General features: G+C 71.0%; 18 protein-coding genes. 3 read left to right on the forward strand and 15 right to left on the reverse strand.

The window, feature by feature from the left end:
• Positions 1-313 precede the first annotated feature (313 nt).
• The 3 genes from DSC45_RS07375 to DSC45_RS07385 all read right to left on the reverse strand — a co-directional run bounded on the left by DSC45_RS07375 (position 314) and on the right by DSC45_RS07385 (position 3,158).
• Entirely contained in the window at positions 314-1,945 is a 1,632-nt protein-coding gene (locus DSC45_RS07375) for a beta-N-acetylhexosaminidase (RefSeq protein ID WP_119288253.1), read from the reverse strand.
• 198 nt (positions 1,946-2,143) lie between these two features.
• Positions 2,144-2,449: a DUF3039 domain-containing protein gene (locus DSC45_RS07380; protein ID WP_119288255.1), complete on the reverse strand. Its 306-nt coding sequence runs from the start codon at positions 2,447-2,449 to the stop codon at positions 2,144-2,146.
• 121 nt (positions 2,450-2,570) lie between these two features.
• Positions 2,571-3,158 carry a YqgE/AlgH family protein gene (locus DSC45_RS07385; protein ID WP_119288257.1) on the reverse strand — a complete coding sequence of 196 codons (588 nt, stop codon included), beginning with the start codon at positions 3,156-3,158 and terminating at the stop codon, positions 2,571-2,573.
• 317 nt (positions 3,159-3,475) lie between these two features.
• On the opposite strand from DSC45_RS07385, the gene murA reads away from it, so the two are divergent.
• Positions 3,476-4,822 (forward strand): UDP-N-acetylglucosamine 1-carboxyvinyltransferase, encoded by a 1,347-nt coding sequence (murA, locus tag DSC45_RS07390; protein WP_119288259.1) that lies wholly within the window; start codon positions 3,476-3,478, stop codon positions 4,820-4,822.
• A gap of 79 nt (positions 4,823-4,901) precedes the next feature.
• On the opposite strand, the gene DSC45_RS07395 is transcribed toward murA, so the two are convergent.
• From DSC45_RS07395 to DSC45_RS07415, 5 genes are read right to left on the reverse strand one after another with little or no spacing between them, the layout of a single operon-like run.
• Positions 4,902-5,858, reverse strand: coding sequence for an endonuclease/exonuclease/phosphatase family protein (locus DSC45_RS07395; protein ID WP_119288261.1), 957 nt, complete (start codon positions 5,856-5,858; stop codon positions 4,902-4,904).
• Between the two features lie 37 nt (positions 5,859-5,895).
• Entirely contained in the window at positions 5,896-6,960 is a 1,065-nt protein-coding gene (locus tag DSC45_RS07400; RefSeq protein ID WP_119288263.1) for an ABC transporter ATP-binding protein, read from the reverse strand.
• Positions 6,957-7,766 carry an ABC transporter permease gene (locus tag DSC45_RS07405; protein ID WP_119288265.1) on the reverse strand — a complete coding sequence of 270 codons (810 nt, stop codon included), beginning with the start codon at positions 7,764-7,766 and terminating at the stop codon, positions 6,957-6,959. Before DSC45_RS07405 ends, DSC45_RS07400 begins: the two co-directional genes overlap by 4 nt.
• A complete protein-coding gene (locus DSC45_RS07410; RefSeq protein ID WP_119288464.1) occupies positions 7,754-8,686 on the reverse strand; it encodes an ABC transporter permease in 933 nt (310 codons plus the stop codon). The genes DSC45_RS07405 and DSC45_RS07410 overlap by 13 nt, the downstream gene beginning before the upstream one ends.
• A 2-nt stretch (positions 8,687-8,688) precedes the next feature.
• Positions 8,689-9,807, reverse strand: a complete 1,119-nt coding sequence (locus DSC45_RS07415) for an ABC transporter substrate-binding protein (RefSeq protein WP_205571277.1) — start codon at positions 9,805-9,807, stop codon at positions 8,689-8,691.
• A 339-nt stretch (positions 9,808-10,146) separates the two neighbouring features.
• Here DSC45_RS07415 and DSC45_RS07420 point away from each other — a divergent pair, with 339 nt between their 5' ends.
• Together DSC45_RS07420 and DSC45_RS07425 are read left to right on the forward strand one after the other, a co-directional pair.
• On the forward strand, positions 10,147-10,899 hold the full coding sequence (locus DSC45_RS07420; protein WP_119288269.1) for a GntR family transcriptional regulator: 753 nt from the start codon (positions 10,147-10,149) through the stop codon (positions 10,897-10,899).
• A gap of 11 nt (positions 10,900-10,910) precedes the next feature.
• A complete protein-coding gene (locus DSC45_RS07425; RefSeq protein WP_119288271.1) occupies positions 10,911-11,570 on the forward strand; it encodes an HAD family hydrolase in 660 nt (219 codons plus the stop codon).
• A 93-nt stretch (positions 11,571-11,663) separates the two neighbouring features.
• Here DSC45_RS07425 and DSC45_RS07430 read toward each other — a convergent pair whose 3' ends face one another.
• The 7 genes from DSC45_RS07430 to DSC45_RS07465 all read right to left on the reverse strand — a co-directional run bounded on the left by DSC45_RS07430 (position 11,664) and on the right by DSC45_RS07465 (position 19,961).
• Complete coding sequence (locus DSC45_RS07430) at positions 11,664-11,945, reverse strand: HU family DNA-binding protein (RefSeq protein ID WP_016645140.1); 282 nt, start codon at positions 11,943-11,945, stop codon at positions 11,664-11,666.
• Between the two features lie 343 nt (positions 11,946-12,288).
• Positions 12,289-13,704: an NAD-dependent malic enzyme gene (locus DSC45_RS07440; RefSeq protein WP_119288275.1), complete on the reverse strand. Its 1,416-nt coding sequence runs from the start codon at positions 13,702-13,704 to the stop codon at positions 12,289-12,291.
• Positions 13,705-14,191: 487 nt separating this feature from the next.
• On the reverse strand, positions 14,192-16,465 hold the full coding sequence (locus DSC45_RS07445; RefSeq protein WP_240434508.1) for a HelD family protein: 2,274 nt from the start codon (positions 16,463-16,465) through the stop codon (positions 14,192-14,194).
• A gap of 76 nt (positions 16,466-16,541) precedes the next feature.
• Positions 16,542-17,357 (reverse strand): anti-sigma factor family protein, encoded by an 816-nt coding sequence (locus DSC45_RS07450; RefSeq protein WP_119288277.1) that lies wholly within the window; start codon positions 17,355-17,357, stop codon positions 16,542-16,544.
• Positions 17,354-17,884, reverse strand: a complete 531-nt coding sequence (locus DSC45_RS07455) for a sigma-70 family RNA polymerase sigma factor (RefSeq protein WP_119288279.1) — start codon at positions 17,882-17,884, stop codon at positions 17,354-17,356. The genes DSC45_RS07450 and DSC45_RS07455 overlap by 4 nt, the downstream gene beginning before the upstream one ends.
• A 219-nt stretch (positions 17,885-18,103) precedes the next feature.
• Complete coding sequence (locus DSC45_RS07460; protein WP_119288281.1) at positions 18,104-18,703, reverse strand: CGNR zinc finger domain-containing protein; 600 nt, start codon at positions 18,701-18,703, stop codon at positions 18,104-18,106.
• Positions 18,704-18,800: 97 nt separating this feature from the next.
• The gene (locus tag DSC45_RS07465) at positions 18,801-19,961 is read right to left on the reverse strand and encodes a uroporphyrinogen-III synthase (RefSeq protein ID WP_119288283.1); all 1,161 of its coding nucleotides are present in this window, start codon (positions 19,959-19,961) and stop codon (positions 18,801-18,803) included.
• Positions 19,962-19,968 lie beyond the last annotated feature (7 nt).

The following is a 19,968-nucleotide window of genomic DNA, read 5'->3' on the forward strand; positions in this document are numbered from 1 at the left end:
CCTTCCCAGTGCCCTGCCCGTCGGGCTCGTTCCGCCGTACGGTACGTGCTCCACAACTGGACGTGGCAACTCTGGCACATGTTGCGGGCCCGCCGACGAACGGGTCCGCTACGAGCTTTTCCTACCTCTTCGCGAGGTAGGTCCGTAATCATCGAATCCGGGCTCGAAGTACCACTGGTGGCTTTTTGCGAACCCTTGTCCGTGTTCTGTCCCGCGACGTGCCGTCCCACGACGTGCCGTCCCACGACGTGCTGTCCCACGACCCCCCAGAGTCCCAGGGCCGCACCCCTGGGACGTGCGCTCCGCGGGACACTCACACGTTCGGGGGCGCTCCCTCGATCGGGCGTCCGAGAACACCGGGCCGCTGCTGCCACGGCAACGGCCCGCCGGGCGGCCGGTATCCGACGCCGAGTGCGTCAAGTCGCGCGTAGTGGGCGGTCATCCGTGAGCCGAACCCGGCGTAGTCCCGCTCCTCGGGCGCGGGCAGCACACTCCAGGCGACCTCGCTGAAGGCGACGAGCCGCGGGAACGCCTGGTAGTCCACGCGCGCCTGGCTCTCCATCACCTCGGTCCACAGGTTGGCCTGGGTGCCGATGACGTGCCGCGCCTGTTCGGGCGTCAACTGCGGCGGTACGGGCTCGAAGCGGTAGACGTCCTCGAGGGTGCGGACGTACCCGATCGGCACCGGCTCGTTCTCTCCGCCGTGCTGCCGGTGGTCCAAGTACACCTGTTGTTCGGGGCACATGACGACGTCGTGGCCCGACTGCGCGGCCGCGATACCGCCCGCGTAGCCACGCCAGGAGGACACCGTGGCGCCGGGTGCGAGGCCGCCCTCGAGGATCTCGTCCCAGCCGATGAGCCGGCGTCCGCGCTCGGTGAGCCAACTGTCGAAGTGCCGGATGAACCAGGACTGGAGCTCGTCCTCGTCGGCGAGACCGAGCTCCTTGATGCGGGCCTGCGCGGCCGGGGACTGCTTCCACTGGTCCTTGGGGCACTCGTCGCCGCCGACGTGCACGAAGGTCGACGGGAAGAGTTCCAGGAGCTCCTCGAAGACGCCCTCGTAGAAGCGAAGGACGTTGTCAGTGGGGGCCAGTACGTTCGGTGTGACGCCCCAGGAGTCCCAGACGGAGAGGGTGGTGGTGTCGATGACGTCGGTGTTGCCGAGTTCGGGGTACGCGGAGATGGCGGCCTGCGAGTGGCCCGGGATGTCCACCTCGGGGACGACGCTGATATGCCGCTCGGCGGCGTAGGCGACGATCTCGCGGATGTCGTCCTGGGTGTAGTAGCCGCCGTGCGGCTTGTCCTCCCACAGCGGTGAGGCGCGATGGCCGTACTTGGTGCGCGAGCGCCAGGACGCGTGCTCGGTGAGCTTCGGGTAGCGCTTGATCTCGACGCGCCAGCCCTGGTCGTCGCTGAGGTGGAAGTGGAAGACGTTCAGCTTGTGCGCGGCAAGGAGGTCGATGAAGCGCAGCACGCCGTCCTTCGGCATGAAGTGCCGTGCCACGTCGAGCATGCTGCCGCGCCAGCGGAAGCGCGGCCGGTCCTCGATCGAGGTGCCGGGCAGCGTCCACTGCCGCTGGGCGACGGGAGCACGGCGGAAGGCTTCGGGGCCCACGAGTTGACGCAGTGTCTGGGCGCCCCAGAAGACGCCTGCCGCGCCGCCACCGAGGATGGTGACGCCACTGTGGGCCACGTCGAGCCGGTAGCCCTCGGGTCCGGGCGCTCCGGCTCCGTCCGGGTCGATGCGCAGGCGCACCGCGTGCGGATCACCGGCCGCTCCGGGGGCGAGGGGCAGTCCGGTGGCCGCGCCGATCGTCCCGCGCAGCCAGCGTGCGGTGCCCTCGGTGCCGGGGCCCGCGTCGATGACGGTGTGCTCGTCGAGTACGAAGTCTCCCGGGGTCGCGCGGCGGGCGCGCGGTGCCGGGATGAGTCCGGGATCTGTCATGGGGCGAGCCTGCCACGCCGCCGAGACGGTGGGACAGCACCCCCGGCGGTCGATCACGCCTGTGACGAGGGAACTTGGCGCGCCGTGCGGGCAGCGGAGGACCGCTGAGCCGGTTCGTGCCGGACCCCGGTACGGGATCCGGGTTCCGGCACGAACCACCCTGCGGAGGTGCAGAGGTGCGGGCCTCGATGGCCGCGACTACTTCTTGTCGCCGCCCTTGCCGCCCTTGCCGCCGCCCTTGTCACCGTCTCCGCCGGCGCCCATGGACTCGTAGATCTCCTTGCACATGGGGCACACCGGGTACTTCTTCGGGTCGCGGCCCGGGACCCAGACCTTGCCGCAGAGTGCCACGACGGGCGAACCGTCGAGCGCGCTCGCCATGATCTTGTCCTTCTGGACGTAATGGGCGTAGCGCTCGTGGTCACCGTCTCCGTGCGACGTCTGCGGCGTCGGCTCTACGAGGGTCCCCGTACCTGCCCCGCGCTCGGGCTCGAGAGTGCTCATAACTGCCAAGGGTACCCAGGCCCCGGAGATGCCCGCAGCGCCTGCCGCGACGGACACCACGACGGGCCGCGGCGTACGGACCGGGCCGGGCGGGTCCGACGGCAGGACCGTCACGGGGCGGTCAGTTGAGGGACGGATCGTCCGGATATGTGGCGACCATGGCGAGTTCGCTGCGCTGCCGCCGCAGCACCGCCCGCCACAGACTCTCCGGTACCGGCGAAGAGACGTCCCCGGGCTCGGATTCGACCACGTACCAGGCACCCTCGGTCAGTTCGTCCTCGAGCTGGCCGGGCCCCCACCCGGCGTACCCGGCGAAGATGCGCAGCGAACCGAGGGCCGCGGCGAGCAGCTCCGGCGGGGTCTCCAGGTCCACGAGGCCGATCGCGCCGTGCACCCGCCGCCAGCCGATCGGATCCCGTACGCCCGGCTTGGGCCCCGTGTGATCGTCGCCGGGGACCACTCCGACGCCGAGCGCCGAGTCGAGGGAGACCGGTCCGCCCTGGAAGACGACGCCGGGCTCACCGGTGAGCGAGGCCCAGCCCTCCAGGATGTCGTCGACCCCGACGGGCGTCGGCCGGTTGAGGACGACGCCGAGCGAGCCCTCCTCGTCGTGGTCGAGGAGCAGCACCACGGCCCGGTCGAAATTCGGGTCCGCCAGGGCAGGCGTGGCCACGAGCAACCGCCCTGTGAGCGAGGACACCTCGGTCATGCGAGACATGATCCCGCATCCTGCCCCTCGATGGGACGGCAACGGCCACAAGCACCCGGCCGGGCACCTCAATCCGCTGGCAGCGGCCGGATCCGGTTCCGCACCCGAGCCCCTCGCGTCCCGTCCGACCCGACCCCGATCCGGTGACCCTGTGCGGCCACCGGTGCACCGCTCGTGTCTGTTCGCGATCCGAAACGACTCGGGCCGCCCTCGCCCTTACAAGAAGGGGGTTGGCGCCCATTACGCTTGCGCCCGGGACTCGACAGGAGCTCGACAGCCCACCAGCCCTCAGCCCACCTCACCGGAACGCGAGATACATGACCGTCAACGGCAATGACGACGTACTGCTTGTCCACGGCGGGACCCCGCTGGAGGGCGAGATCCGCGTCCGCGGCGCGAAGAACCTGGTCCCCAAGGCCATGGTCGCCGCGCTGCTCGGCAGTGGTCCGAGCCGGCTGCGCAACGTGCCGGACATCCGCGACGTCCGCGTCGTACGCGGCCTGCTGCAGCTGCATGGGGTGACCGTCCGCCCCGGCGACGAGCCGGGTGAGCTGATCATGGACCCGTCGCACGTGGAGAGCGCGAACGTCGCGGACATCGACGCGCACGCCGGCTCCTCGCGGATCCCGATCCTGTTCTGCGGTCCGCTCCTGCACCGGCTCGGCCACGCCTTCATCCCGGGGCTCGGCGGCTGTGACATCGGCGGTCGGCCGATCGACTTCCACTTCGAGGTGCTCCGCCAGTTCGGCGCGACGATCGAGAAGCGCGCGGACGGCCAGTACCTGGAGGCCCCGCAGCGGCTGCGCGGCACCAAGATCGAGCTGCCGTACCCGTCGGTGGGCACGACCGAGCAGGTGCTCCTGACGGCGGTACTCGCCGAGGGAGTCACCGAGCTGTCGAACGCGGCGGTCGAGCCCGAGATCGAGGACCTCATCTGCGTACTGCAGAAGATGGGCGCGATCATCGCGATGGACACCGACCGGACGATCCGGGTCACCGGTGTCGACCAGCTCGGCGGCTACAACCACGCAGCCCTGCCCGACCGTCTCGAGGCCGCCTCCTGGGCGTCCGCCGCGCTCGCCACCGAGGGCAACATCTACGTCAAGGGCGCCCAGCAGCGCTCGATGATGACGTTCCTGAACACGTACCGGAAGGTCGGCGGCGCCTTCGAGATCGGCGACGAGGGCATCCGCTTCTGGCACCCGGGCGGGAACCTGAAGTCGATAGCGCTGGAGACGGACGTCCACCCGGGCTTCCAGACGGACTGGCAGCAGCCGCTCGTGGTCGCCCTCACGCAGGCCACCGGCCTGTCGATCGTGCACGAGACGGTGTACGAGTCGCGGCTGGGCTTCACCTCCGCGCTCAATCAGATGGGCGCCCACATCCAGCTCTACCGCGAATGCCTCGGCGGCAGCGACTGCCGGTTCGGGCAGCGCAACTTCCTGCACTCCGCGGTGGTCAGCGGCCCCACCAAACTCCAGGGCGCCGACCTGGTCATTCCCGACCTGCGCGGCGGCTTCTCGTATCTGATCGCGGCGCTCGCGGCGCAGGGCACCTCCCGGGTGCACGGCATCGACCTGATCAACCGCGGTTACGAGAACTTCATGGACAAGCTCATGGAACTCGGCGCGAAGGTCGAACTGCCGGGCGGCGCGCTGGTGTAGCGCCTCGTCACCTCACGACGAACGGCGTCGTCCCGCAGCTCGTGCGGGACGACGCCGTTCGTCGTACGAAGGCGCTCCGCTAGCCGACCGAGAAGGTCGTGAGGACCGCCGCGTGGTCCGTGGGCCAGGCGTTGTCGGCCTGGTCCGGGTACGGCGCCGGGTCGCCATCGACGATCACCGAGGAGTCCTGGACACCGAGTCCGCTGCCCGCGTAGGTGATGAAGTCGATCCGGTCCTGCGGTTCGACCTCCCCCGTGGAGCCGTCGTGGTTCGGGTAGATCGGCGACCAGGTGGTGGCCGGGTCGGCGGCCGGGTCCGGGTGCGCCTGGCGGTAGGAGTCCGTCATCCCCGCGTCGGCGACGATCTTCGTGGCGGGCCAGTCGACCTGTCCGTATCCGCAGTGCTGGTTGGCGTCCGTCCAGTCCAGGTGCGAGGGCGAGTTGAAGTCACCTACGAGGAGTACCGGGGTGGTGTCGGCGTCCGCGATCTTCCCCTTCAGCTTCTCGGCGAGCTCGGTCGCCTGGCCGGTACGGCCCGACTCCGCCTCCCGCTCCATGATCGTGTCGACCGGCATCTGGTCGAAGCAGGCGTCGTAGGGCCCGTACGGGGTGTAGCCGAGGTGAGCCGTCCACAACTCGACCTCCTGGCCGGTGGATTCGTCGATCCGGATACGCACGCCCGCCCCCGCGCCGCCGCCGATGGTCTCGGCGTCGGAGGTGATCGGGTGCCGGCTGATCACGCCGAGGCTGCCGTCGGACTGCCAGTGGTCCCAGCCGAGCCGCTCGGCGAGATCCTTCGCCGCGTGGCCCGAGGTCTCCTGGAGGCCCACGACGTCCGGCCGGTGCTTCTCGATGACGGCGACCTGCTTGTCCAGGCCGTCGTTCACCTGGGCGCCGCCGTGCCAGAGGTTCATGGTGAGGACGCGCAGTTCACCCGCCGCGGCCCGGTCCGGTCCGGCCTGTGCGGAGGCGGTGGTGGTCGCGGCGGCCACTGCGGTGGCGGCCACGGTCAGGAAGATGCGCCGTGTGACGGTCACGAGGTAGGTCACTCCTTGTGGACGGTACGGGGCCGGGTCAGGACTGTCCGGACACGGCCTGGGCGACGAGCACGGACTTGTCGTGCGGTGTGATGGTGCAACGGGAGCCCGGGGCAAGGCCGTCGGCGTCCCTGCTGGACAGGTCGGCCTTGACGGACGTACCGGACTCGGTGGTCAGCAGGAGTCGTGTGGTCGCGCCGAGGAAGGTCGCGACACGCACGGTGGCCGGCTCGCCCGCGCCGTCCGGGCCCGCCACAGCGAGGCCCTCGGGCCGCAGCAGTACGTCGACCTCGGTCCCGGCGGCGTACTCCCGTTCGCCGTGGGCGGGCAGCCGGCGGCCGAGGAGCTCGACGGTGCTGCCGTCGCTCATGACGGCCGGCAGCCGGTTCATGGTGCCGACGAACTCGGCGACGAAGGGCGTGGCCGGGCGGTCGTACAACTCGCTGGGAGCGGCGCACTGTTCGAGCCGGCCGTCCTTCATCACGGCGACGCGGTCCGCCATGGACAGCGCCTCCTCCTGGTCGTGGGTGACGAAGACGGTGGTGATGCCGAGTTCGAGCTGGATCCGGCGGATCTCCTCGCGGAGGTTGAGCCGGACCTTGGCGTCGAGCGCGGACAGCGGCTCGTCGAGGAGCAGCACCTTGGGCCGTACGGCGAGGGCTCGCGCGAGGGCGACGCGCTGCTGCTGACCTCCGGAGAGCTGGTGCGGGTAGGCACCCGCGCGCCCGGGGAGGCCGACGAGTTCGAGCAACTCCTGGGCACGGGAGGCACGTTCGCTCGGCGAGGCGCCGCGGACGCGAAGGCCGTAGCCGACGTTCTCGGCCGCGGTCATGTTCGGGAAGAGGCTGTACGACTGGAACACCATGCCGATGTCGCGCCGGTGGGCGGGCACCGCGGTGACGTCCTGGCCGTCCATGAGCAGTTCGCCGCTGTCGGCGGACTCGAAGCCCGCGATGATGCGCAGGGCGGTGGTCTTGCCGCAGCCGGACGGGCCGAGCAGCGCGACCAGTTCGCCGGCGGCGATGTCCAGGTCGAGCCCGGTGAGGGCCGTCGTGGAGCCGAACTCCCGGCGCAATTGCTTGAGTTGCACGGGGACGGTCATGAGGTCTTCCTTTGCTTGCGGGTGCGCCCGCCGGCGAGCGCGGTGAGCAGGAGCAGCAGCCCCCAGGTGACGAGCAGGCTGAGCATCGCCGCGGCGACGGACAGCTGGGCCTCGCTGTCGCCGGCCTCGACCATCCACACGGCGAACGGCCGGAAGCCGAGCACCGAGGCGACCGAGAACTCGCCGAGCACCATGGCCAGGCTGAGCACCGCGCCGCCCGTCACGGCCTGCCGCAGATTGGGCGCCACGACCTGCCACAGGGTCTGTACCCGGGAGGCACCGAGGCTGCGTGAGGCCTCCACCAGGACCCGCAGATCGACGGCGCGCAGGCCGGCGTCGAGCGAGCGGTAGAGGAACGGCAGCGACATCACCGTGTAGACGATGACCAGGATCAGCGGGAAGTCCGGGTTGATGAGCGCCTGGAACGTCCCGTACAGCGGCGTGGCCGCCAGGTCCTGCTGCCAGGCGAGCACCGAGGTGACGCCGGCGACCAGGGCGATGGGAGGTACGACGAGCGGCATCATGCAGAGCGTCTCGACGGTCCGGCGCAGCTTCGGCAGTCGCAGCGAGACGGCGACCATGGTGGGCACCATCAGGAGCAGCCCGAGTACGACGGTGGCGAACCCGATGAGTACCGAGAGCGTCAGGCTGGTGATCAACCCTTCGGAGCCGAGGCCCTTGGTGTACGCCTCGAAGCTGATGCCGTCGCTGTCGTCGATCGTGAACCACAGGGAGGCCGCGATCGGGACCAGGAAGTAGAGCGCGGCGACCGTGAGGACGGGCGCTCGGGTGTTCAGCCGAGCCATCGGGCACTCCTGCGCTGCAGCGGGATCTGGACGGCCATCACGAGCAGCGCGACCACCACCATGTTGAGGCTCATGGCGAGCGCGAGATTCTCCTGGCCGGCCAGGACGTTGCCGTTGAGGGCGTTGGCGATCTGGATGGTGATCAGCTCGACGGAGCCGCCGACGAGGACGGCGGCGGTGGCGTGCGAGGCGAAGGCGGTGCCGAACATCAGGACCGCGCCGCCGAGCAGCGAGGGCGTCAGGACCGGGACACCGATGTGCCGCCAGAACTGCCCGCGGGTGGCGCCGCAGGAGGCCGCGGCCTCCCGCCACTGGCTCCGCAGCCCGTCGAGGGCGGGCAGCACGGTGACCACCATCAGCGGAATCATGAAGTACAGGTACGCGAGCACCAGACCGGTGAAGGTGTACAGGCTGAACCCGGTCGATCCGAGCGAGAGCAGCTTGGTGAGCGTGCCGGTGGTGCCGAGGGTGGCGATGAACGCGAACGCGAGGGGCGCGCCGGAGAAGTTGGCGAACACGCCGCAGGCGGAGACGACGGCCCGGCGCAGTGCGGGCCGCTTGGACGCGACCAGGGCCTGGGCGACGACGGTTCCGGCGAGGGTCGCCAACAGGGCTGTGAGCAGGGACAGTTCGAGGCTGCGCGCCAGGCCCCCGGCATAGACGCCGGACAGTGATCCGGTGACGTTGTCGGTGGTGAACACGGTCGCCCCGGTCGTCGGGTCGACCGCGGTGAACGCGCCGTACGCCATGGTCCCCGCGGGCAGTCCGAAGCCGACCGCGAGGAAGACGAAGAACGGGACGACGGCGAGCCAGCGGGCCCGGCCCCGGCGCACGGGCCGGCGCCGGGATCCGGGTGCCGGGGCGGGCGCCGCGGCCTCGGCAGGCGCCTCGGCCACGGTCTGGACAGCTTGTTCTGCCATGGTCATCCGACCGCCTTGCCCCAGCCCTGCACGACCTTCTCCTTGGCGTCGGCCTCCTGCTCGGTGCTGGCCGACTTCGGGGTGCCGGAGACGTCGGGGAGCTTGTCGGCGGAGGCCTTGTCGGCGGTGCCATCCTTCTCCATCGGCTCGAGGAGAGCCGGGCGGGAGTAGCCCTTCAGCCAGATGTTCTGGCCCTCGGGGCTGTAGATGAACTCGAGCCACAGGCGGGCGGCGGCCGGGTGCGGGGCGTACTTGTTGACGCCCTGGTTGTAGTAGAGCGAGTACTGACCGTCGGAGGGGACGGTGACCTTCCAGTCGACTCCCTTGGCCTTGAGCTTGTCGCCGTAGCCGAGGTTGAGGTAGTCCCAGTCGATCGAGATCGGGGTCTCGCCCTTCTGGATGGTGGCGAGGGTCGACTCGGCGGGGACGTAATTGCCCTTGGCCTTCAGCTTCTTGAAGAAGTCGAGGCCGGGCTGGATGTCGTCGAGCGAGCCGCCGTCGGCCAGCGAGGCGGCGAAGACCGCGGAGAGCGCGGAGCTGGATTCGGTCGGATTGCCGTTCAGGGCGACCTTGTTCTTGTACTGCGGCTTCAGGAGGTCCTTGAAGGTCTCGGGGCACTCCTTGACGGCCTTGGCGTCGCAGCCGATCGAGATGTAGCCGCCGTAGTTGTTGAGGAACGACCCGTCGGCCTGCTTCTGCTCGTCGGGGATCGAGTCCCAGCCCTTGACCTTGTACGGGGCGAGGAGCTTCTTGGCCTTGGCGTCCTGCATGTACGCGGTGCCGAGGTCGAGGGCGTCGACGGCGCGGTCCTGGCCCTTGCGCTTGGCGGCGGCGTTCAGGGCCTGCTGGCTGCTGCCGCCGGGGTTCTCGTTGTTGACCTTGATGCCGTACTTCTTCTCGAAGGCCGCGATCATCTCGCCGTAGTTGGCCCAGTCGGGCGCCAGGGCGTAGACGTTCAGCTTGCCTTCCTTCTTCGCCGCCTCGACCAGCTTGTCCAGGCCGCCGAGATCGGCCACCGAACCCGCCTTGCCGGCCTCGCTGCTCTGTGCGTCGGCGGTGGGCGCCGAGCCGCAGCCGGCTGCTGTCGCGACCACGGCGAGTGCGCAGGCGGCGGCTGCCACAGCGCGCCGGGTCACACGGGGACGGGATGCCTTCACGATGGTTACTCCTGGATCTTCGGGATGCCACCTGTATGGACAAGCAACGTCAGTAAGCCGGACGAAGATAACCGCCGAACGCCCCTCAGGTAAAGCTTCGGTGTAATAAAAACCCCAGGTCATAAGCGTTATAAAGAGATGCGTTTACCGACACAGGGAGCGGAAAGACGCATGGCCCACCCGCTGAGACCTGTACACAGCTGCGCACAACCAGAGATGCGTACGGCCTGGTCCGGATGGCATGATCCAGGCCCCGGGCCACCGCCCGGACCCACCCATCAGCACGGCTCCTCGAGGAGACAAGTGACCCGACGGCACGAGCACATCGCCGACGAGCTGCGCCGCGCCATCGCCGAAGGCCGCCACCCGGTGGGCGCGGCCCTGCCCTCGGAGTCCGAACTCGCCGCCGAACACGGCGTATCGCGCGGCACGCTCCGGCAGGCCTTCGGCACACTGCAGGCGGAGGGCCTGATCGGCTCCCGGCAGGGTGCCCGGCGCGTGGTCCTGTCGACCACGCCCAGCCAGAGCTTCACCGAACTGCGCAGCTTCGCTCAGTGGGCGAGGGCCGGTGGCCGCACCCCGGGCGGCCTGGTGCTCGACAGTCGCCGCGCACCGGCCACCGAGGCAGAGGCCGGACTGCTCCAACTCACCCCGGGCGACGAGGTCCTGCACATCCTGCGCATCCGCACCCTGGACGACAGCCCGGTCCTGCTGGAACGCACGGTGTACGCGGGCTGGGCCGCCGATCCGGTCGAACGGCTGCCCGCCGACTGCGAGTCGGTCACCCAGCACCTCCGGGACACCGTCGACCTGGTCATGTCCCACGGCGAGCACCACCTCGACGCGGTCGCCGCAGGCACCGTGGACGCACGGGAGTTGGGCGTGCGCCGCGGCTCCCCGCTGCTCAGGGTGCGCCGCACCACGACCACCCTCGAGGGCCGCCCCGTGGAGACCTCGGACGACCGCTACCGGCCCGGCTCCGTCGTCTTCACCGTCCGCAACTCGGTGCAGGCCAACCCGCTCGCCCGCACCACTCCCGACCGCCCCGCACCGTGAGGACCCCCGCGATGCCATCCGCGCCCCGTACCCTCGACCGGCCCGCCGCGCTCCTGTGCGACATGGACGGGACCCTGGTCGACACCGAACACGCCTGGCTGGAGACGGTCGCCGACTTCCTGCGCGCCCAGGGCTCCCCGGCCGACGCCCCGGTGCTCGCACCGTTCGCGGGCGCCGCCGTGGCCGATGCCGCGGATCACCTCGTACGCAGCGGACTGACCACCCGTACGGCCGCGGAGAGTTGCGCCGTGCTGGACCGGGAGTTCACCGCGCGGGTGGCGTGCGGCGTCACCGTGCAGCCGGGCGCGCTGCGACTGCTCGACCGCGCGCGTGAACTCGGCGTCCCCACCGCCCTGGTGACGGCATCGGAACGGCATGTGGCCGATCTGGTGCTGCGCGCGCTCGGCGCGCACCGCTTCGACGCCTCGGTCACCTCGGGCGAGTCGGAGCGCGGCAAGCCGCACCCGGACCCGTATCTCACCGCCGCCGCCCTGCTCGATGTCGACACGGCGGACTGTCTGGCGGTCGAGGACACCCCCACCGGCGCCGCTGCGGCCCTCGCGGCCGGCTGCCGGCTGCTCGCCGTACCGTCGGTCCCCGGCATCTCCCCCGGGCCGCGTACGACCCTGGTCGACTCCCTGGAAGAAGTCACCCTGCTGGGACCCGCCTGACGGCACAGCAGAGCCCCGCACACGGCGTCCGCACACACAGGAGGGCGGCACCCGGAGTGATCCGGGTGCCGCCCTCCTGAGGCTTCGGGTGTGTTACTTGCCCTTGGCCGCTTCCTTGAGCTTCGAGCCCGCGGAAACCTTCACGCTGTAGCCGGCCGGGATGTTGATCGGCTCGCCGGTCTGCGGGTTCCGGGCGGTGCGAGCGGCACGGTGCGTGCGCTCGAAGGTCAGGAAGCCGGGGATGGTGACCTTCTCGTCGCCCTTGGCAACGATCTCGCCGACGGTCTCGGCGAACGCGGCCAGCACGGCGTCGGCGTCCTTGCGGGTCACCTCTGCGCGGTCGGCCAGCGCGGCCACCAGCTCACTGCGGTTCATGTTTGTACTCCCGTGTTCTTCGTGCCGTTAAGGCGTGCCACGCGGTCGTCCCGCATGTCGAGCACCAGCTGAGCCGATGCTGCCAGGGGCCCTGGAGGTCCCCGGACCCGGGTCCCTTCGTAGACCCACGCGCCCAGAGAGGCATCCTGCCCCCACGTACGGTGGTAAGGCCAATCCGGCACCCGCGGGAGTCACACGAAAAGCGCCACACGACAAAATCGGTGACACTCCGTCCACTCCCGGCGGCTGACCGCTGGACTATTGGGCGGGGCTGCCCGCAACCCTAGAGGGCCACGCGGGGACATGGGTCCTGCGACGCGCCGCCGGAATGCGGTGCAACGCGTCACACACCGGCGCCGACGGCCTTCGCGGCGCCACGCACCGCTCCCGCCACGGCGCCCGCGACCTTGTCGTTGAAAACGCTCGGAATGACGTAGTTCGGGTTGAGCTCGTCCTCGGTGACCACGTCCGCGAGGGCGGTCGCGGCGGCGAGCATCATCTCCGTGTTGACGGTGCGCGACTGGGCGTCGAGCAGGCCGCGGAAGACACCCGGGAACACCAGGACGTTGTTGATCTGGTTGGGGAAGTCGGAACGCCCGGTGGCCACAACTCCGGCCGTCTCGCGGGCGATCGACGGCTCTACCTCGGGGTCGGGGTTGGCCAGGGCGAAGACGATCGCGCCCTCCGCCATGGCCGCCACGTCCTCGCCGCCGAGGACGTTCGGCGCGGAGACGCCGATGAACACGTCGGCGCCGCGCACGGCTTCCTTCAGGCTGCCGCTGACGCCCTCGGGGTTGGTGTTGTCCGCGATCCAGCGCAGCGGCGAATCGGGAGCCGCGTCCACCAGGTCGCCGCGGCCCGCGTGCACGACGCCGTGGATGTCGGCGACCACGGCATGCTTGACGCCGGCGGCGAGGAGCAGCTTGAGGATGGCCGTACCGGCGGCACCCGCACCGGACATGACGACGCGGACGTCGCCGATGTCCTTGCCGACCACGCGCAGGGCGTTGGTCAGTGCGGCGAGGACGACGATGGCGGTGCCGTGCTGGTCGTCATGGAATACCGGAATGTCCAGGGCCTCGCGGAGCCTGGCCTCGATCTCGAAGCAGCGGGGCGCCGAGATGTCCTCGAGATTGATGCCGGCGAATCCGGGCGCGATGGCCTTGACGATCTCGACGATGGCGTCGGTGTCCTGGGTGTCCAGGCAGAGCGGCCAGGCGTCGATGCCGGCGAAGCGCTTGAAGAGGGCCGCCTTGCCCTCCATGACCGGCAGTGCGGCCTTCGGGCCGATGTTGCCGAGGCCGAGGACGGCCGAGCCGTCGGTGACGACCGCGACCGAGTTCCGCTTGATGGTCAGACGGCGGGCGTCCTCGGGGTGCTCCGCGATCTGTGTGCACACCCGGGCCACGCCCGGGGTGTAGACCATGGAGAGGTCGTCACGGTTGCGGATGGGGTGCTTGGACTGCATCTCGATCTTGCCGCCGAGGTGCATCAGGAACGTACGGTCCGACACCTTGCCGAGAGTGATTCCGTCGATCCCGCGCAGCTGCTCGACGATCTCGTCGGCGTGCGAGGTGGACGTCGCGGCGATGGTGACGTCGATCCGGAGCGTCTCGTGCCCGGAGGCGGTGACGTCGAGGCCGGTGACCGAGCCGCCGGAGGACTCCACGGCCGTGGTCAGTTGGGATACCGCTGTTCCGCTGGCGGGCACCTCAAGGCGGACCGTCATCGAGTAGGAGACGCTGGGCGCCGTTGCCATGGCCGACTTCCTCTGCTTTCACCTGTGTCGCTGGTACGCCCGTCCGCGCCGGGCGCGGGAGCGTCATCCGATGGTCGCACCTACCACTGAGTACGCGGTAGCCGCATCGAATTGAGAACGTTGTGTTCTCGGGCGTGTTCGTGGGGGTCTTCCGGGGTACAGCTTGTTTCGGAAAACAGATTCCACCATACGAGAGATGCTGGCAACAGAAAAGGTCCCCGTCACTTGGTGACGAGGACCTCTCTTCGGGATCGCTCCCGGCTTCCCGGGATCTTCCCGGACGCTCAGTGACACCGACCCGCCATGCTCGCCTCGCGGCAAGTGGTCGCTCGTAGCGACTATGGTTGGGCCCGGGGGCTTGGATCGGGCCGGTGCCACATCCACGGTAACAAACGATCCCCGTAAGGCAATTCCCGTCCCGCACCCGTTCTCACGCCGCTTCCGGGAGCGCCCCCGGGTGCCCGTGACGCCCGCGTGGAACCCCCGCTCAGTCCCGCAGCAGGTCGGGCACCCCGTCGCCGTCCGGGGCGTCGCGCTCGCCGGAGACGAGGGTCAGTTCCTGGGTCGCCCGGGTCAGCGCCACGTACAGCACGCGCAGGCCGGCCGGCGACTCGTCGGCGATCTCCGCCGGCGACACCACGACCGTCGCGTCGTACTCCAGGCCCTTGGCCTCCAGGCTGCCGAGGGCCACCGCCCGCGGGCCGAGGCCGTCGAGCCAGCCGGCCGCCTCGGTGCGGCGGCGCATCGCGACCACCACACCGACGGTGCCGTCCACCCGGTCGAGCAGCCGCCGGGTCTCCTCACGTACCGCCGTCGCCAGGTCGCCGTCGGGCGCCACCGTGAAGTGCGGGCGTACGCCCGTGGAGCGGACCGCCTTCGGCGGCTGGGAGCCGGGCATCGCCAACGCCAGGACCTTCGAGGCCAGTTCGGCGATCTCGGCCGGGTTGCGGTAGTTCACGGTCAGCTCGAAGCGGCGGCGCGGCCGGGTGCCGAGCGCCTCCTCGCGCGCCGCGGCCGCCTCGTCCGGGTCGGACCAGGAGGACTGCGCGGGGTCGCCCACCACGGTCCAGGTGGCGTGCCGCCCGCGGCGGCCGATCATCCGCCACTGCATGGGGGTCAGGTCCTGCGCCTCGTCGACGATCACGTGGGCGTACTCGGTGCGTTCCTCGGCGAGGCGCTCGGCGCGCTCGCGCTGGGTCTCCTCGCGTACCGGCATCAGTTCCTCGAGGCCGGTGAGCTGGTCCAGCGGGTCGAGTTCACGCGGCTTGCGCGGGCGCGGCGGAGTGCCGAGCACCGCGGTCAGTTCGTCGAGGAGCGCCACATCGTGCACGGTCAGGCCGTCCCGCCGCAGCGAACGCGCCACCCGTCTGATCTCGCCCGGGTTGAGCACCCGGCGCGCCCAGCGGCCGAGGCGCCGCTCGTCGGCCATGGCGGTGAGCACCCCGCGCGGGGTGAGCTCGGGCCACCAGGCGTCCAGGAAGTCGATGAACGCGTCCTCGTCGCGTACGTCGGCGTCGAAGCCCGATCTGAGTTCCGCGGCCAGTTCGGGGTCGGAGTGCCGGGCCCCGGCGCCGGACTGCTCCCACAGGGCGTCCAGGAGGAGCTTGCGGGCGCGCGGACGCAGCAGGTTGACGGGGGCGGTGCCGCCGAGTGCGGTGCGGCGGATCCGGTCGAGGGCGTCCTGCTCCAGTTCGAGCCGTCGGCCGAAGGCGACCACCCGCAGCCGCTCCGGGCGCACGGTGCCTTCGCCCCGAGGGAGTTCGAGGGCGCCCCGGGCCGCTCGGCGGAGCACCTTGAGGAAGCGGGACGAGCCCTTGACGCGGGCCGTCGGCGGATCGTCGTACAGGCTCGCCTCCGCGCCGTCGACCAGGGAGCCGACCGCGCGGATCGCGACCTGTCCCTCCTCGCCGAGCGAGGGCAGCACGCCTTCGGTGTACGCGACCAGCAGCGGCGTCGGCGAGACGATCAGGATGCCGCCCGCGTACCGGCGCCTGTCCTGGTAGAGCAGGTACGCGGCCCGGTGCAGGGCCACCGCCGTCTTACCGGTGCCCGGCCCGCCCTCGACATGGGTGACGGAGGCGGCGGGAGCGCGGATCACCCGGTCCTGCTCGGCCTGGATCGACGAGACGATGTCGCGCATCGTGTGGCCCCTGGCCTGGCCGAGCGCGGCCATCAGGGCGCCGTCGCCGATCACCGCGAGCGCTTCGCCGTCCAGGTAGGCGGTCAGCTCGGGCCGCATCAGGTCGTCCTCGACGCCGAGCACCCGCCGTCCCTTGGAGCGGACCACCCGGCGGCGCACCACGCGGCCCGGATCGACCGGCGTGGAGCGGTAGAAGGGCGCGGCGGCGGGCGCCCGCCAGTCGATGACGAGCGGGGCGAAGTCCTCGTCGAGTACGCCGATGCGGCCGATGTGCAGGGTCTCGGCGATGTCGGCGGTGGAGTCGGCGCGGACCGCGCCGTCGGCCGGCTCCACCGAGGTGTAGGCGCCGTCGGGCCCCTTCTTGCCGTCCTTGCCGAGCAGCAGATCGATCCGGCCGAACAGGAAGTCCTCGAACTCGCTGTTCAGCCGGTTGAGATGGATCCCCGCCCGGTAGACCTGCGCGTCCCGTTCGGCGAGCGCGCCAGGGGTGCCGACGTGGCCGCGCTGGGCGGCGTCGTGCATGAGGTACTCGGCCTCGTGGATCTTCTCCTCGAGACGCAGGTACACCCGGTCCAGATGTTCCTGCTCCACGCTGATCTCACGGTCCCGTGCGTCGGCCACCGAGCCCCCTTCATGCTGTGCTGGGCAGCCGTCAACCGTACGCGAAGTCAGGCCCTCGCGTGGCACCGATCCCTGGTCACGCGTCGACCTCCACCAGACGGCGGCCGTCGAAGGTGCGTACTTCGAAGCGGTCGATGTCGGCGCGGTCGAGGGCGGAGCCGCCGTGTACGTACAGCGGTTCGCGGGCCCACTTGTTCGGGCTGTCCTCGATGCCGTAGCCCCACTTCGGGACGGACCAGGAGGTGACCGTCTGCTCCTCGCCGTCCGTGCCGACGGCGATCAGGGAGCACTTGAGCGGGCCCTTGACGTTCTTCAGTTCGAGGAGGGCGCGGGTGCCCCAGCCCGTCTCCTCCATGCCGACGGTGGCGCTGACGTCGGTGCGTGCGTCGGTGGCGCGCACCTTGTCGTCCATGCCGCGCAGCAGGGCGTCGTCGCCGGGCGCGGTCGACCGCGCCTCCGGCTTGGCCGCGCCGTCCTCGGCGGTCAGGGCGAGGACCGCGAGCGGCGCCGTCACCACGAGGGCGGCCGCCGCGGCGAGCAGATAGAAGCCGCGCCTGCGGCGGTGGGCGCGGCGGCGCACCACCTCGTCGACCGCGTTGTCGAGGACACGGGGAGCGGGTCCCGCCGCGCCCGGTCCCGCCGCGGGCTGCTCGGCGAACTCCGGTGCCGGCTGCGGCGGCAGATCGGCGAGGGCCGCCAGCATGGGTTCCATGCCGGAGAGTTCGTCGAGCTGTGCGGCGCAGAACTCGCAGCGCGCCAGGTGGAGTTCGAAGGCGCTCGCCTCCGCGTCGTCCAGAATCCCGAGGGCGTACGCGCCGACGGTCTCGTGCACGGCGTCCACGTCGTGTCCGCCTCCGTCCCGGCCGTGTCCGGTCGTGCCGTGGCCTGTCATGCCGTCACCCCCCGCTCCTCCAGCGCCAGCTTCATCGAGCGCAGGGCGTAGAACACCCGGGACCGGACGGTCCCGCTGGGTATGCCGAGCGCCTGCGCGGCCTCGTTGACCGTGCGTCCCTTGAAATACGTCTCCACGAGCACCTCGCGATGGGCGGGTGTCAGGTCGTCGAGCGCGTCGGAAAGAGTCATGAGCCACAACGCCTTGTCGATCTCGTCCTCCGCGGGGATGACCTCCAGGGGCGACGGGTCGACCTCCTGCGGCCGGGCCTGCCGGCTGCGGTGACCGTCGATGACGATACGCCGCGCGACGGTGACCAGCCAGGGGCGGACCGATCCGGTGGCGGCGTTCAGACGGTTCGCGTTCTTCCAGGCTCTGATCAGGGTTTCCTGGACGACGTCCTCGGCGCGCTGCCGGTCGCCGGCCACCAGACGCAGTACATAGGCGAGCAGCGGACCGGCGTGCTCCCGGTACAGCGCGCACATCAACTCCTCGTCGGGTGCCGGGAGTTGCCGATGGCCGGGCATACGATGCCTCGCCCGCGGGGGGCGTTCAGCTGCCACGGCGGAATCCTTGCGCACGCGTACCTCCGGTGTCCGGGGGTGGGGACAGCCAGGGGGTAGTGGTGGGTTCTGTGCGGTGCTCCCCCTGGAACCCCGGTCGGTCATCCAGGAGTTACGTACGCGGACGGCGGGATGTTCAACGCGGCCCGGGAACGGGGGTGTCGAAGGCCGGCCGCGTCGGCCCTAACGGTCGGCGAGGGACGCGGCGCGGCGGCGGTGGCGGGCGACCCGTTCGCGGTTGCCGCACACCTCGCTGGAGCACCAGCGGCGGCGCCGGCCGCGCGAGGTGTCCAGGTAGACCAGCGGGCAGTTGACCGCCTCGCAGCGGCGGACACGGGAGCGGGCCACCGGGTCGGTGAGCAGCTCCACGGCGTCGCGGGCGACTGCGGCGAGCAGTTCGGATCCGGTGGGTTCGCCGTGCAGGGCGCGGACCAGGCCGGCGCCGCCGGGGCCCTGAGCGGCTCGCGGGGCCGGCGGTGCGACCGCGGACTGTTCGTTGACCCGGGCCAGGACCGCGGGCGGGACGGCGGCCCCGGGCGGGACGGCTCCGGGGATCAACTGGGCAAGATCGGCGCGCAGTTCACGGAAACCGAGCAGGCATCCGGCGTCGACCAGCCGGAGCGGTTCACGGGCGGGGACGAGTCCCGCGCCGATCAGCCAGGCACGCAACGCCCGTACGCTGTCCAGCCGTTCGCCGGGATGCGCGGTGGCGAGCAGATCGAGGCAGACCCGCCCGGAGTCGAAGCGCAGCTCGTACGGGGCCGGGTCCAGGTCCGACGCCATGTGCGTGTCACCGCCTTGTGGGAGGCCGTACCGGAGTCGCCACCCACCAGAGTGCCCGTGCGGGCGGGTGTCCGGAAGCCCTGCGGCAACGGGCTGTTCAGGGGCCGTCGGCGTACTTGGTGTCCGCGGACGGGTCGAGCGCGAGGCGGTAGCCGCGTTTGACCACGGTCTGGATGAGGCGGGGAGCGCCGAGCGCCGTGCGCAGTCGGGCCATGGCGGTCTCCACGGCATGCTCGTCGCTGCCGGAACCGGGCAGCGCGCGCAGCAGATCGGCGCGCGACACCACCCAGCCGGGCCGTCGGGCGAGGGCCCGCAGCAGGGACATCCCGGCAGGTGGCACCGGCCTCAACTCGCCGTCCACGACGACCGCGTGGCCCCGGATCTCGGTCCGGTGCCCGGCGATCGGCAGGGTGAGCGCGCGTGCGGGAAGTTCGCGGCAGAGGATCTGCACGAGCGGGCCGAGCCGGAACCGTTCGGGCTGCACGGTCGCGATGCCGTGAGACTGCAGCGGCAGCGCGGTCACCGGGCCCACGCAGGCGGCGAGCACGTCCTGGCCGAGTAGGGCGGTCAACCGGTCGAGCTGACCGTGGTGTTCGGCCCGGGACAGCAGGGACGCGGCGGCCGGCGCGCTGGTGAAGGTCAGCGCGTCCACGGACCCGGCGAGCGTGGCGTCCAGAAGCCGGTCGACGGGGCCGATGTCCTCCGGCGGCAGCCAGCGGTAGACGGGGACCCCGATGACCTCGGCGCCCGCCGCACGCAGCGACTCGACGAAGCCGGGCAGCGGCTCGCCGTGCAGCTGGATGGCGATGCGGAGTCCGTCGACGCCCTCCTCGAGCAGACGGTCGAGTACTTCGGCCATCGACTCGGAGACCGGGGACCACTCCTCGGTGAGGCCCGCGGCGCGGATCGCGCCCTTCACCTTGGGGCCGCGGGCGAGCAGCCGTGCGTCGCGCAGCGCGGCGAGCAGGTCCGCGCCGACGCCCCAGCCGTCCGCCGCCTCGACCCAGCCGCGGAAGCCGATCGCGGTGGTCGCCACCACGATGTCCGGCCCGCGTTCGAGGAGTTGCTTGGTGGTGGCGTACAACTCGCTGTCGTCGGAGAGCGGGACGATGCGCAGCGCGGGTGCGTGGATGACGGTGCCGCCCCGCCGGGTGAGCAGCGTGCCGAGCTCCTCGGCCCGCCGGGCGGCCGTCACACCGATGGTGAAGCCGGCGAGGGGGCCGTGCGCGGTGCCGTCGGGGTGGTCGGTGTGGTCCATCGGTCTG

Origin of the sequence: Streptomyces sp. YIM 130001, from assembly GCF_003574445.1 — a bacterium.
Taxonomy (GTDB): domain Bacteria; phylum Actinomycetota; class Actinomycetes; order Streptomycetales; family Streptomycetaceae; genus Streptomyces.